Origin of the sequence: Chitinophaga sp. LS1, from assembly GCF_034274695.1 — a bacterium.
Taxonomy (GTDB): Bacteria; Bacteroidota; Bacteroidia; order Chitinophagales; family Chitinophagaceae; genus Chitinophaga.
The window spans coordinates 3,979,104-3,993,303 of sequence record NZ_CP128362.1; the positions used below are offsets into that span (position 1 = coordinate 3,979,104).

Annotated in this window: 13 protein-coding genes; 4 read left to right on the top strand and 9 right to left on the bottom strand. The window is 40.6% G+C overall.

Annotation, left to right across the window (positions count from 1 at the left end; all coding sequences use genetic code 11):
- Positions 1-304: 304 nt before the first annotated feature.
- The 3 genes from QQL36_RS16525 to QQL36_RS16530 all read right to left on the bottom strand — a co-directional run bounded on the left by QQL36_RS16525 (position 305) and on the right by QQL36_RS16530 (position 1,555).
- Positions 305-883 carry a ferritin-like domain-containing protein gene (locus QQL36_RS16525; protein ID WP_321570329.1) on the bottom strand — a complete coding sequence of 193 codons (579 nt, stop codon included), beginning with the start codon at positions 881-883 and terminating at the stop codon, positions 305-307.
- A gap of 196 nt (positions 884-1,079) precedes the next feature.
- A complete protein-coding gene (locus QQL36_RS35660; protein ID WP_415751075.1) occupies positions 1,080-1,325 on the bottom strand; it encodes a serine aminopeptidase domain-containing protein in 246 nt (81 codons plus the stop codon).
- Positions 1,247-1,555, bottom strand: coding sequence for a hypothetical protein (locus QQL36_RS16530; RefSeq protein WP_321570330.1), 309 nt, complete (start codon positions 1,553-1,555; stop codon positions 1,247-1,249). Before QQL36_RS16530 ends, QQL36_RS35660 begins: the two co-directional genes overlap by 79 nt.
- A 275-nt stretch (positions 1,556-1,830) precedes the next feature.
- On the opposite strand from QQL36_RS16530, the gene QQL36_RS16535 reads away from it, so the two are divergent.
- Entirely contained in the window at positions 1,831-2,679 is an 849-nt protein-coding gene (locus QQL36_RS16535) for a hypothetical protein (RefSeq protein ID WP_321570331.1), read from the top strand.
- A gap of 175 nt (positions 2,680-2,854) precedes the next feature.
- On the opposite strand, the gene QQL36_RS16540 is transcribed toward QQL36_RS16535, so the two are convergent.
- From QQL36_RS16540 to QQL36_RS16550, 3 genes are all read right to left on the bottom strand, one after another.
- On the bottom strand, positions 2,855-3,343 hold the full coding sequence (locus QQL36_RS16540; protein WP_321570332.1) for a hypothetical protein: 489 nt from the start codon (positions 3,341-3,343) through the stop codon (positions 2,855-2,857).
- Between the two features lie 124 nt (positions 3,344-3,467).
- Complete coding sequence (locus tag QQL36_RS16545) at positions 3,468-6,566, bottom strand: Ig-like domain-containing protein (protein ID WP_321570333.1); 3,099 nt, start codon at positions 6,564-6,566, stop codon at positions 3,468-3,470.
- A gap of 256 nt (positions 6,567-6,822) precedes the next feature.
- A complete protein-coding gene (locus QQL36_RS16550) occupies positions 6,823-7,434 on the bottom strand; it encodes a class I SAM-dependent methyltransferase (RefSeq protein WP_321570334.1) in 612 nt (203 codons plus the stop codon).
- A gap of 171 nt (positions 7,435-7,605) precedes the next feature.
- On the opposite strand from QQL36_RS16550, the gene QQL36_RS16555 reads away from it, so the two are divergent.
- Positions 7,606-8,133 carry a VOC family protein gene (locus QQL36_RS16555; RefSeq protein WP_321570335.1) on the top strand — a complete coding sequence of 176 codons (528 nt, stop codon included), beginning with the start codon at positions 7,606-7,608 and terminating at the stop codon, positions 8,131-8,133.
- A 68-nt stretch (positions 8,134-8,201) separates the two neighbouring features.
- Here the strand turns inward: QQL36_RS16555 and QQL36_RS16560 are convergent, their stop codons facing one another.
- Positions 8,202-10,565, bottom strand: coding sequence for a TonB-dependent receptor (locus QQL36_RS16560; protein ID WP_321570336.1), 2,364 nt, complete (start codon positions 10,563-10,565; stop codon positions 8,202-8,204).
- A 96-nt stretch (positions 10,566-10,661) separates the two neighbouring features.
- Positions 10,662-11,525, bottom strand: coding sequence for an AraC family transcriptional regulator (locus QQL36_RS16565; protein WP_321570337.1), 864 nt, complete (start codon positions 11,523-11,525; stop codon positions 10,662-10,664).
- Between the two features lie 83 nt (positions 11,526-11,608).
- On the opposite strand from QQL36_RS16565, the gene QQL36_RS16570 reads away from it, so the two are divergent.
- Positions 11,609-12,004 (top strand): DoxX family membrane protein, encoded by a 396-nt coding sequence (locus QQL36_RS16570; protein WP_083729485.1) that lies wholly within the window; start codon positions 11,609-11,611, stop codon positions 12,002-12,004.
- Positions 12,005-12,008: 4 nt separating this feature from the next.
- Entirely contained in the window at positions 12,009-12,971 is a 963-nt protein-coding gene (locus QQL36_RS16575; RefSeq protein ID WP_083729414.1) for a polysaccharide deacetylase family protein, read from the top strand.
- Positions 12,972-13,146: 175 nt separating this feature from the next.
- Here QQL36_RS16575 and QQL36_RS16580 read toward each other — a convergent pair whose 3' ends face one another.
- Entirely contained in the window at positions 13,147-13,845 is a 699-nt protein-coding gene (locus QQL36_RS16580; RefSeq protein ID WP_083729412.1) for a hypothetical protein, read from the bottom strand.
- Positions 13,846-14,200: the final 355 nt, after the last annotated feature.

Genomic DNA, 14,200 nt, shown 5'->3' on the forward strand with positions numbered 1-14,200 from the left:
CCATTGCTATTGAATTGCCTGAAAGGTATAGGGGGAGCATTGGACCATATGCTGACGTAATAAGATATTTTGATAGGGTGTTATTGCCTGCCATCTTTTTGCGGATAAATACTATATGCTCTTTTGCATCGAAAGGGAGAATTTAATTACTGAGGATATAGCAATTCTTAGTAGAAGAAAAAGAGGCCGGAATTATTTCTGGTTTCTTTTTTTATAATTGGTTTATCAGGAGCAAAAAAGAAGCCTGTACCATTGTTTGATACAAGCTCCGGGAGTAACGCTATATTTTATAAAATAATGTTCCTTATTCTTCGCTGGCAGTTTCGTTAATACTTGCTTCTGCTATTTCAGTCAGTGCAACGTCTGTCGCTTTTTCATTTTCCAACGTCTGTTGTAATAAATCTTCGACATCTGTATTACCCATGTTCTGAGCGAAAGCTCTTAGTGTTCCATAAGTAGCAATCTCATAGTGTTCTACTTTTTGCGCTGCGAGAATCAGACCCGCATCTCTGATCATAGTATCCTTATCGGTATCATCAATTATTGAATTTGCTTCAGCTAAGAGGCCTTCCATTGCATCACATTTTTTCGTCGCTGGTTTTTCTCCTAATAGGCTAAATACCTGTTCCAATGTTTCGATGTGAGTTTGTGTCTCTTGTGTATGCTTTTCGAATGCACTAGCCAATTCAGTACTGGTAGCTGCTTTTTTCATTTTAGGTAAAGCTTTTACAAGATGTTTTTCTGCCCAGTAAATATCTTTTAGTTCGTCAACAAAGAATTTATGGAATTCGTTATTTCCCATTTTTTCATTTTTGCCGGTAGACTTTGCTAAGGACTTATTGTCTTTTTCAGTTGTAGGTTTTCCACCTGTGGTATTTGCCATAAATTTTTTTTGATTATTATTTACAACTGAATGAGCCAATATTCATGCCCTCATTGGTAAAGTCACTGCCAGATGGAAAACGGGGCTTTTTTAGGGTTTTGTTTTGTGTAGATAACCTTGCCCATAAGGAGAATAAAACCATCTAATGTAAAAGGAATTGATTGGAGGTTTGCTTGAAATTTGTAGATAATATGGCTTATTTTTTAAAAGAGAATAACCATGGCAGAAGATTGGGCTCTGCAAAAGCATTCACCCAGCTATTGTGGTATACGCCTGGATATTCAGTGTATTTCACGTTTTTAGCCCCATGATCTTTTAATGATTTATACAGTTCTCTATTAGGGTTAACAGGAATTACATTATCTACCTCACCGTGAAAGATCCATATGGGAACATGGCGTGCCTTTTCTGTAAATAATTTGATGTTGGCTTGTCCGCAAATGGAGAATGCCGCTGCAAAATAATTTGGGTGTCATTCCCTCTTTCGCCGGCTCCATGAAGGAAAATGACTAAAGGGTAGGAGTGTTCTTTATAATTTTCAGGGTATAAAATTCTGTAGCGTAATGTATCAGCACCATGAATAAAAACATGTTTTTGATATGCGCCGAAATCTTGTGCTTGTAAGCAATGCGTGTATATCATTAGTGCAAGTAGAGATAAGAGCTTTGCCATATGGAATTTTTGGGAGTAAATATTTGAGTGCTGAATGCTTTTTAGACAACAACTAAATGTAGACTTTTAAAGTTTCAAAAAGGAATGGTATCATGTAATTGAAAATACTCATATAGTTATCAATTACTTATGAAAATTATCATGACAAAGTATGGATTTGTTGCAGTTTTATGACAAATAGGCTTACTTTTACATCCGAAGACGGAATACTCCAATAGATGAATTACTCCACTCATCTCCCCGTTTTTTCTATCAGAAAGCATAATTAAATAATAATGAAATACTTGAAAAGATTCACGGGTCTGCTGGCATTCCTGACTGTTTTACTCACTATGCCTCTTGGACATGCCCTGATGATTGTAATGGAGAAAACCTTTGGTCATGCACATGTTTACCTGGCTGCTTTCCTGCTCGGATTCGCAGGATTACTGCTCCTTATCATCGGTAGCAGACTGAAAACGGAGAATAAAGGTACATTTGCCGGACTATTTGCCGGCTTATTCATTTGGACAGGCTGGATAGAATTCGGTTTCGTTTACATTGCACACCGGTACAATGTACAACCCCTCATTGAAAACGGAAAAGTAGTTACCAAACCTGAGTACCTGATCATGCCTGCATCAGCGGGATTTCTTGTGATCATGATATTGCATTACCTGTTCAGCGCAAAAACAGGATGTGTATTCTTCTCCTGGTTACAGACACATTTAAGGATACCTGTTCCCCGTAATCAACCCATTAAAGCACAAAAGAACTTTGCTGTTATTACGACAGTAGAATTAATAGCATTACTCTGGACATTCTACCTGGTATTATTATTCTCTTATGATCATACTTTCTTGGGAGATCGTCATCCCGTAACATACCTGATTGCCTTCGGATCATTGTTATGGTCGTTATTCCTGATCCGCAATTTATTCAGGGTAAAGCAAATGGGTTATGCCATCCGATATGCTATCCCAACGGTAATAATATTCTGGAATTTCGTGGAGATAATGGGAAGATGGAATGTTCTGGATGAGATATGGGTTAAACCTTACGAGTACTGGTTGGAGATGAGTTTAACATTGGGGATATTTGTGGCACTTTTTGGGGTATCGCTACTGGAGAAGCGGACAACCTAAATTTATATATTTAACTGAAATCCACCTATGTTTGTGATCTCCTGAATAAAGCATGTATGTTCCGAAAGGAGCTTTTGCAGTGAACGAGCTTATGGTTTCTAATATTGAAAAAATTGTGTTGACAGGGATTGCAACCATCGGTGTGGTGCGTATTGTTTCGTAGCTTTTAATAATTTCAGAAGAGGTACATTATTAGAATATAGATCACTGCAAAGGGAATGATAATGGTTCTGGCTATTTGTCTATACCCAACATAGGCGCCAAAATATTCGGCTAGCGGATCTATGCATAAGCAATAAACAAAGAATCCCCTTATCATTACTGGTATCAGAAAGCCGCTGATGCTGCCATTGCCTGTGAAGTAACTATATGCCATTCCTAAGTGAATGACCAGAGAGAACAGTTGTTCAGCATAAATGTAGATCCAGCCCCACAGTTTCTTCGGTTTTGACAGTTTATAGAAGGCACAGGGTATGTAGAACAGTGAAAAGAATTTCAGGAATAAGTAGAGGCCAAAATGGCAACTTTTACATTGTAAATAATCGACTACTATATTGAGTGTGCTGGCAATAGACCATGCATAGAAAATAACAAGGAGAATCAGCAGAAATTTTACCCATATTATAGGGTTCTCTTTTTTAATTGGATGTATAAAAGGCTTCAATATTGAGGTGTTAAAGCCTTAAAGGTAAGGCTTTTTATGTATTATTTTCTATTTTCATAAGTATTGGAGCGCTATTTTCTGCAAATTGCACTAACAGTAAAAAGCAATGTCCCCCCAAAGCACATTATTGACGGATAAATTTCAATATCCGTGTTTCACCTTTATCATTTATTACCTGCAGTATATACATACCATTTGGCAATTGGCTTACATCTGCGGTGAATGTTTGCTGTTTCACAGCTACTACTTTACCATTCACATCCATCACCCGCAGTAGTTTAGGAAGCTGGGTACTTTTTACCTGCAACTGATCGCCTGTTACCGGGTTGGGATATATGCTCACCTGCCATGCCGTTGCTGCTTTGCTGTAGGTAAGAGCGCTGGCTGTGTGCAGACTACCATATACCTCCAGTTCATAAATGGAATAGCCATACACCGTAATTCTGCTGGTACCATATACCCGCAGGTATCGTCCATGACCTGATAAACCGGTGAGGTCATTATTCAATGTGGAGTTTCCGGTGACTGTTTTTATGGTATCCCAGTTGTTCAGATCTGTAGAAGCGAGTATCAGGTAATTCTGTGCCGCTGCTGCTTCCCATTTAATTTTCACTTCCCTGATGTTGTAATCAGCTGCTAAGTCAACAGTAATATATTGCGGATCAGCGAAGGTACTGGACCAGCGGGTGGTAGTATCACCATCGACTGCATTTGCACCTGTAAACAGATCGTTTTCCAGAGAAGATACAGTCACCTGTTTATTCAATGCAAGATTATCGCCACTTACTTCATTTTCTGTGGTGGTATAATAAACATTGTCGATGTAAAAATCAGCAGCCGTTGCAGGCGCATCACCAGAGAAGGTAAATGCCTGTGTAATAGCGGTGAGATCGATACCACTCAGACTGCTCACAGGTATTGTTACTTCATGCCATTGTCCATCACGAATCAGTCCGAGTTTCTGTTCCCCGGCTGCATATTCAATGGCGGCACTTGCGTTTGAAGCAATGATAGTAAAGCGGAATGATCCTGAATAGCTGGTCTTAAACCAGAATTTCAGGTAGCCGTTCGTGAAATGAGACAGGTCTCTCAGGTCATTGGCTACACCAAGTCCGAACCAGTTGCCTGCTGCCGCTGTAAATGCCATGACATCGGTACCTTCATAAGGAGTCGCGTTGCTGATGGTAGTAAGGTTATTCCAGACATACAGATTGGCATCCTGTCCGAAAGTCAGTTTGGTGGCAATACCGGCATCATTGGTGTAAATACCGTATTTATCAGCCGTGATGACATTACTCTGGACCGTAAATGTAACTGGAGCGGATAGGGTGCTCAGTTTCCCGTTATCAAAGGCTTTTGCTGTAATGGTATAAGTACCTTGTGCAACATCACTCCATGTGAATGAATAAGGCGCTTTGTCGACTGTACCTAATAATGTAGTACCATTATAAAATTCCACTTTATAGATAGTACCGTCATCAGATATAGCTGTGGTGATGGTTACATCTGCAGGTTGTATCAAAGCGGAATTAGCTGTAGGAGCTGTGATACTGATAGCAGGTGGTGTGTTGCCCGGTGCAGCAATGAATACGGTGACAGGTTGGGAGGTAGTCAGTTTCTGCTGATTGTCTGTAGCTTTGGCAATCAGTGTCGCTACCTGTTGTGTACTGGTCTGCCATGTAAAGCTGAAAGGCGCAATGCTGTCTGTACCCAAGTAATTTTCACCATTATAGAAATCTACTTTACTTACACCACCATTGCTGTCATTGGCATTGGTAATGATAGGAATGGCAGCAGGTGTGGTGAATAGGGTATCGTTGCTCAGGTTCGTGATAGCTACGGTAGGAGCGGGGTTGTCAGATACGCCGCCGGTATAGTAGATGTTGTCAATATAAAAATCGGCATCTGTAGCAGGTGCGTCGCCGGAGAGCATGAATAGCTGATTTACTGTCATGAGGTCGATGGCAGTACCAAAGTCACTGACAGGTATTGTCACTTCATGCCATTGTCCGTCGCGTACCAATCCATGTTCGTTTGTGCCATTGAATTGTATCCAGCCTTCTGCTGCTTCAGTAGAAATGCCGACTTTAAACGTGCCGGTATAACTGGTCTTCATGTGAAACTTCAGGCTACCACTGGTTGCGTAGTTGGCCATATTCCTGTTGTCATTGGCTACCCCCAGTCCGAACCAATTGCCGGCGGCGGCATGTAAGCCCCAGACATGACTGCCTTCGAAAGGAACCGGGTTGGGGATGTTGGTAATATTATTCCAATAATAAAGGTTGGCATCCTTGCCCAGGGTGACCTGATTGTTTACAACCGTGTTGTCAGTAAAAATACCAAAATTGCCTTCAGGGGCATCATTGGTACCCAAAATCAGCTCATCTCCTTTGGTGATGTCCTGATAAAGCCGGATGTAATCAACCTCCATATGGCCTGGTAATGGGGCTGTAACGTCATTTTCAGAATAGATACCGGGGTAATTGCCACCTACTGCCAGATTGAGTAGTATATAAAATGGTTGCTGAAATGCATCCAGTCCATTGCCGCCATTAATCCCGATTTTGTAAAAAGGGTTGCCATCCAGGTAAATGGTCAGGAAGGCGGTGTCCCATACCAGTTTATACAGGTGGTAGTCATCGTTGAGATTGGTGCCTTGCGTAACGGTATCTTTGGCATAGGTTGCGTGGCCGGTATAGCCACCCGGATTTTCCGTCCACCAATGGGTCGCGGAGCTGAGAGTACTGTTGGGTTTTCCTGCTGCAATGGCGCCGGCAAATCCCATTTCCAGGATGTCTACCTCTCCATTGTGTGGCCATTCGCCACCTGTGCTACCCAGCATCCAGAAGGCTGGCCAGAGGCCGTTACCTACCTGAGGTACTTTGATTCTGGCTTCCAGCGTGCCGTAACGGAAGGCCACGCGTCCGTTGGTTTTAATTCTGCCGGAGGTAAATGGTTTGCCTCCCACAGCTTCCCGGCGGGCTTCAATGACGAGGTGACCATTTTCCACTCTTACATTGTTGGTACTACTGGTGTAATATTCGAGCTCGGCATTGCCCCAGCCGCAATTGCCTTTGGAACAACCATCGCCGGTCTCATAGGTCCAGTTGAGTGGATTAAGGGTGGTGCCGTCGAAATTTTCTTCCCAGACCAGTTTTTGCTGGGCCAATAAAAGCATGGGGGTCAGGATAAGACATGCCAGCATGCACATAGGTGTTTTCATATGTATGGTATTTAATGAACGTGGTTCCTGGATGATAGTGCAGCAATAACGGATCAACAAACAAGTCATAATAAAGGTAACAAAAAACCGGGAAGTCCTACTTTGGTTACCGATTTAATTATTTTATTAAAAATGTTGTATTTGCAGTAGTTCTATACTATACGTGGAAAGATTGCTGCAATACCTGATCCTGGTCATGCAGGCGATGGATAATTGCAGGCTTTTTATTTCTTTTGTGGAAGGCATTATAACTTTATTAAACTTTTTGCAAACACCAGGTGGTCATGCACCGTAGGTTTTGCACATTGGTAGTTTTTATAGGTTCATGGAGTCGGGCGTTGAGGTTTTCGGTATATTGAAGCAGCAATTGCTGGTTCACCAAAAAACGTTCGCTGCCATCGGGCAAACGATAGCGACCATTGCCTATGCTATGCACCAGCGTTTCAATCCCGATATCCGATGCAAGTCTTACAAATAAATAGCCGCCGGGTTTCAGCACCCGCCACATTGAGTGGATCATATTATCAAAATGTTCAGGCGTGTTGGCGAAGTGCAACACTGCGCTACTGATCACCAGGTCAAAATAATTATCATCAAAAGGCAGGTTTTCAGCCGGAGCAACTACAAAATTCTCTTTAGGGTTAGTATGGGACAGTATTTGTGATAATTCTTTAACAGCTGATATCGCATTGGGATTAGGATCAATGCCATATACATCATAGCTGTTTCTTAAGAAATAAATCAGGTTACGTCCGCCTCCGCAGCCTGCATCAAGCACCTTTTTACAATTATCATAAGTACCTTTAAGTAGTTGGTCGAAGAGGTAGATATCTATATTCCCGTAAAGGTCCTGAAGTTTTGATTGCATGGATCAAAGTTAGAGGATTAGCCTTGAATATCAAGACTGACTGATCCGGGGAAGGCAATGATTATTATTACAATACAATATAACCCCGCCATATTAAAATAAATAAATCTTTGCACTGCTGACATAGGGTTGTCACTACCCTGTATTTCCTTTGTGTCATAAAATAAAATCATGAAAAAAGATATCAAGAGCATACCTGATCATTACACAGCTGTAACGCCATGGATCATATCTCCATCATCGGCTAAATTAATTGAGTTTTTAGAAGCTGCTTTTGATGCGCAGGAAATTCCAAACAGCAGGATAGTGAATGCTGATGGCATGATCATTCATGTGGTGGTTAAGATAGGAGATGCGATGGTCATGTTGTTTGATGCAAGAGCAGGCTGGGCGCCTACGCCGGTTTTTCTGAGTTTATATGTGGAGGACATTGAAGCAACCTGTCAAAAAGCAATCAGGCTGGGCGCTACATCAGTTACTAACATTACCAGTTTATGGTTTGGCGAAAAGGTTAGCAGAATTTTAGACCCGTTTGGTAATCTTTGGTGGATTAACGAACGCGTTGAAGATGTGGACTTTACCAATCCTGAAGAAGTTGGAAAGCGGGCTTCCACGCCAGATGCTGTAGCCGGTATAACCTATATTCAGCAATCGCTGGACGAAGCACTGAAAGCGCAGAGGGCATTTTTAAACTATTAGTCTTCCTGATCAAAAAAGAGGGGCTGACCATTATGGTCAGCCCCTGATATTGTTTATGAGTAGTTCTTTTAAAACTTGAAGGTCATGCTACCCGTAACACGAGTAGGATTTTGCGCCGCCAGACGATATGACCAGTACTTTTCATTGGTCAGATTATCCACCTTTAACCCAATTCTGTAGCTCGGTTTGTCATAGAAAACAGCCGCATCCAACACTGTATAAGATGGGATACTAAACTTAAAAGAAGCGGTATTTGTCTGGTAATATTCACTGGCATAGATGCCCCCAAAACCGAAACCAAGTCCTTTAGCTACTCCGGAAGCCAGACGGTAGCTGATCCACAGATTCCCTACTTTAGGAGGACCGGCTGTTGTGGGTCTCAGTCCCAGTATAGAAGCATTGGCCTTTGTGTATTTACTATCATTGTAAGTATAACCAGCTATAATGTTTAGACCTTTTATCGGATTCGCAATTACTTCTACCTCATATCCTTTACTTAACTGTGTACCATCCTGAATGGAGTAGGTAGCATGGTCTGGATCATCACGGGTAACATTAGTAACAGAAATATTATAGTAGCTCAATGTTGCACTCACTTTGTTGAGGTCTAATTTCACCCCACCTTCCCATTGATTAGCCTCCGTTGGCTTAAAAGTGTTACCCTCAAAGTCAGATCCCGAAACGTTGTTGAACCCGTTCATATAGTTACCGAAGATGGAGACCTTATCTTTAACAATCTGGTATACAGCACCGAATTTGGGCGACAGCGCTGTCTGATTATAATTCCCTGCTGTTGAATCCTGAGCAGGATAATAAGAACCTTTGTTCATATACCTGTCCACCCGCAGGCTGGCCATTACCAATAATTTATCAGTAATGTTCAGTACATCAGATACATAAGAGCTATAGGTTTCTTCTCTTCCGGATACAAAATTGGTATATGTAGCATTTGCAAAGAGCGGCCTTACCTTTTCACGTGTAAAGTTATTATATCCTGTACCGGGCTTTCTGACATCAATAGGGGTCATGTTTACAGTAGCATCATTCCGGTTTGATGTGAGGCTGTAATAATCCAGACCAGCAACAATCCTATTCCTTAATCTGCCAATTTTAAAGTCGCCGATGAAATTCTGCTGAATATCGGTTCCATAATAAGGATAATCCTGGTTAGTGACAGACTGGCGTACTGTTGTATCTGATGTCATTGTTAGTTGCACAACATATCCTTCAGAAGAAGATCGTGTTCGCGAAACAATTGTCTGAGAAGTCCAGCTTTTGGAAAGTATATATTTCGCTTGCGCAAAGATGTTATACTGCTGGCTGTTATAGTTGATAGTATTATTCGCAAAAGAAAGCTTGTAAGGAATATGGTAGTCCACAATGCTTTTAGCCGTTCCATTGGCATAAGGCGCCAGACGGGTAGGAGAAGTGGCTTTATTTAAACCGAATTCTATATCCAGGGAAAGCGTCAGTCTGTCGTTCACTGCATATGAGAAACTGGGTGCTATCAGAAAACTTCTGGTGAAGCCTGCATCCTGGAAACTATTCTCACTATGTAAAGCTGTATTTACCCTCAACAATGCGGTTTTCTCTTTATTTAGCGGGGAATTGATATCCATAGTGAGACGGTTCAGGTTCCAGCTCGCACCAGAATATGAAACTTCCCCCCAGAAATTCTCAAAAGGTTTTTTTGTTACCCTGTTAAACAGGCCTCCGAAAGAAGATACAGTACTACCAAACAATGTAGCAGATGGTCCTTTGATCACCTCTATACGTTCAAGATTTACCGGATCAATAGTTGTGTAGGTAAAGCTGCTTACACCATTACGTACGAGCTGAGGTGTCGCAAAACCTCTTGAAATAAAGGTTGTTCTACCCTGGTTTCTTATTTCTGCGATACCGGCGCCTGGTACATTCTTAAAAGCGCTGTTATAGTCAGTGATCAGCTGTTCTTTCATCAGCTCTTTGCTTACAACAGTATATACCTGTGGGTTCTCCATATTGCCGAGTGGCATTTTGGAAACATCCATGCTTTCCTTTCTTCCAAAACGGTTACCACCACTGGTTACCACCACTTCTTCCAGCTTTTGTGAAGAAGCACCTAATACAATTTTAATATGGTTTTCCCGGCCTTCTTCAGCCTTCACTTCTACCACAACAGCCTCCAAACCTATTAATGATGCTTTCAGATGATAGGTACCGCCCCGGATATTTTTGAAATAAAACATACCATTTTCATTGGTAATCGCCCCTTTTGATAGTTCCTGAATAATAACTGTTACTCCCGGAGCAGGTTCTCCATTATTAGTAACAACGATACCAGAAATACCTGTTGGCTTGTCGTCTATATCATTTCCATAGCTGGCAGACTTATTAAATAAGAAAAATGATAATATTAGCGCAAGAACTGAATACAGTTTCCTCAGATGCATTCCCATTACAAAATTAAATTAGAATGCAAAAGTGCACAGGCCGCCGGAAATAATTATATCCAAAGTGGAAACTTTTTAATCGGATCGGGAATTTTTTCATCCTTTTCTATTTAAAACCTGTTTTGCCTGTGAGGGATTGTTATCCTTACGATATACAGATGGTACCACGCCTTTGTACTTTTTAAATATTCGATTCAAATGGCTTTGGTCGGTAAAGCCAAATTCGAAGGCAATTTCATTTATTCGCATATCGGTAAGCCGCAGGCGGCTTTCAATTAATTTTATTTTATACAGCGTAATGTATTGTTGCAGGCTTTCGCCCGTATGCTTTTTAAAATATTCACTGACATAATTAGGCGATAGATTGAATTTTGCTGCAATTTGTTCAATTTTTAATTTCTCAGGTTGAAATATAAACTGGTGCAGATAATTTATTACCGGCATTACATTGGTTATATTTCCGTTAAGAACTTCTATTTCCTGTAAGGTAAGGTTACGGGCAGCAAAAGAGATAATGGTATTGATAAGCTGTTGTATGATCTGTTCCTGGTGGGGAGATTTGGTTTCTTTTTCCCTGATCAATGCTTCAACGGTCGCTCTAATGAATGGTTTATCTGTAATAGTTTTTAGTATGCAGCCCGGCAAGTGATTATAACTGTTGAAAATATATTCCAAATCCTTAATGTTTTGACTCGTTTGTAGCTTTAGATAGTCATTACTGAATCGGATAAAGAAAAATCGGCTATAAGAATCAACTTGAAAACTATGTTGATCCTGCGGGAAAATGAGAAACAACTTATTAGGTGCATAAGGAAGTTGATGCCCATTGATCATTTGGATTCCGGTACCATCCAGCACAAATACCATCTCGAAAAAGGTATTTTTATGTGCCCTTGCGCTGTAATTGTAAGTTTCTAATAATTCCAGATCGTACGTAGTATATAAGTTCTTTGTTTCCACACCTGCAATTTTACAATTTTTTCCTGCATATATCCTTGTTCCGGGCGGGCTTTTTAGTTGAAATTTGTACAAAAATTATGTTTATGACTGATTTATGTTATCTCCTGTTACGCCTGGTGGCTGGTGTAAGTCTTTTTGGGCACGGATTAGTTAGGCTACCCAAACTTGCTGGATTTAGCCAGTGGATGACCGGTACCTTTGCAAAATCAATGTTACCTCAAAGCCTGGTTATGCCCTTTAGTTATATGTTACCAATAGCAGAATTTATAATAGGTCTTCTATTGATTCTTGGTCTGTTTTCCAACAAAGCCATTCTAGCGGGCGTAATCGTGATGCTGCTACTAATATTTGGTACTTGTATGATTGAAAACTGGGAAGCCCTTCCTTCTCAAATTATTCATGCGCTTGTACTCATTATGCTGTTGCAGTTTATAGCCAGCAACAATATTTCTCTCGATAAATTTTTAAGCAAATACTAGAATTATGAATAGTAGAAGAACATTTATTCGACAAAGCGGATTACTCACAACTGCGGGTTTGCTGGCTGGCGTCGTTCCGTTGTCTGCTGTAGCACAACCACAAACAAATTCAGATACCGCAACTCAACCGAAAAGATCAAAATGGTCAGATGGTTCCAGGTTAGTGATTTCGGTTTCTATGCAGTTCGAAGCTGGCGGGCAACCTGAAAATGCTGAAAGTCCATTTCCTCAAAATATGCAGAAAGGTTACAGGGATCTGCCATCTGAAACATGGTATCAATATGGATACAAAGAGGGAATTCCCCGCATGTTGGACAATTGGGACAAATTAGGTGTCAAAGTTACTTCGCATATGGTTGGTAGTGCTGTACTTAAAAATCCTAAGCTCGCAAAAGAAATTGTTGACCGGGGCCATGAAGCTGCAGCACATGGTATGAACTGGTCAACCCAATATACAATGTCTTATGAAGAGGAGAAAAAGTTCATCAAAGACGGTGTAGATGCAATTAAACAGGTAACAGGTTTTACTGCGGTCGGTTATAATGCAAACTGGCTTCGCCGGGGCGAAAACACACTAAAGATTTTACAGGAATTGGGGTTTTTGTACCATATTGATGATTTGAGCCGTGATGAGCCTTTTATACAAAAGGTAAACGGAAAAGATTTTGTAACAGTTCCTTACACACTACGGTGTAACGATATCCAATTAATCGAGGGGAAGAATTTTTCGACAGAACAATTTCTAAACCAGGTGAAAATGGAGTTTGATCAGCTATACGAAGAAGCCGAAAATAATCGCAGACAGATGTCTATCAGTTTTCACGATCGTATCGGTGGCACTCCCCAAATGGTACAGGCGACCAAAGAATTATTTACTTATATGAAGCAACACAATGGTGTGAGCTTTAAACGCAAAGATGAAATTGCACGCCAATCGATGGAAGACAAAACAACCATTAGAGAATAGCGTAATTGGGACTATTTATCCTTACAGTTTCAGGCATTGTTATATAGACTATAAATCTTTTATTTCTTTTGAAATCCCCTTCGGACTTTGGGAGGGGATTTCAAAAGAAATAAAGATTCAAATAAGCGTCAGATGGAGTCTAAGCCACATTATGCTAGCTGTCGGAGTATTTGTGTCAACAGATCATCAACAACCTATTCTGCCCGGATTTTTCCTTTGGCGCACGGTGAAGACAAGGAGGAACCTTACTTTCAGGATGATCAACCGCCAACCTCCATAGGTTACCAAGGCCTAAGCTTATTATACGCGCATCAGGTTCAGCCTGATAGTGCAGATCAAAGAAATGTTCACTTAAGAATGAATCAAAACCTTCATCTGGTCCATGATATAGTTTTTTGAGTTCATCGCGTATTTCTGGAATAAGTACTTTCTTTTTGCCTTGTGAATTTGGCAATATTTCACTTGACTCGCCATAGTAAGTGCATAAAAAGGTATTGGTTGGTATAGGAGAACGATCTACATGAAAAGAATAAACATCTGTTGGAAAAAAAGGGTAGGAGTCATCCCGATCATAGTAGTTAATTACATTAAGGATTGGCGATGCGCCATGAGCTTTCAATAACTTCAGGTCATTTAAAAGAATTTCACGGGCAAGTTGTCCTTGTTCACTCAACTGAAGTTCACAAAGGTCCTCTTGTTCAATGACCGTTATATTTTCGTTTAGCGTTACCTTTTTAACAATCTCAGAAAAATCACCAATTAGTTTACGAGTCCAGCAGATGGCATTAACTTCTCCACTAAATGGCGTAGCAACGAGGTCTTGAAAATTCGAGACACGGTGAATTTGATTCTCAGTATGAGATAAGTCTATCATGGTACAATTCTTTGATAACGAAGTATGCGGATAACAGCCAGTTGATTGAAATTTTTTTGATGAAGATAATAACAAAAAATGAGAGATAATCACTAATAATAGGTGGCAATAAGTCAACAGTATGTAGGGCGTTTAAAAGAAACATTACTAAACGATGAGCTGGAGCTAAAGTCTACATTGCTGTCCTTGCCCAGGAGAAGACAGACTTAAGGTATAATGAAAAGCATAAACTTATTGTATTTTCATTTGATCTGAAGGAGCAAGCCCGGAAAAAGATGATGATAGAAAATTTAGTCCTGAATTCATCTCATCTCAGTGGCGTAAGGATGTGGCCCTGGGTGTATCCTATGTATAG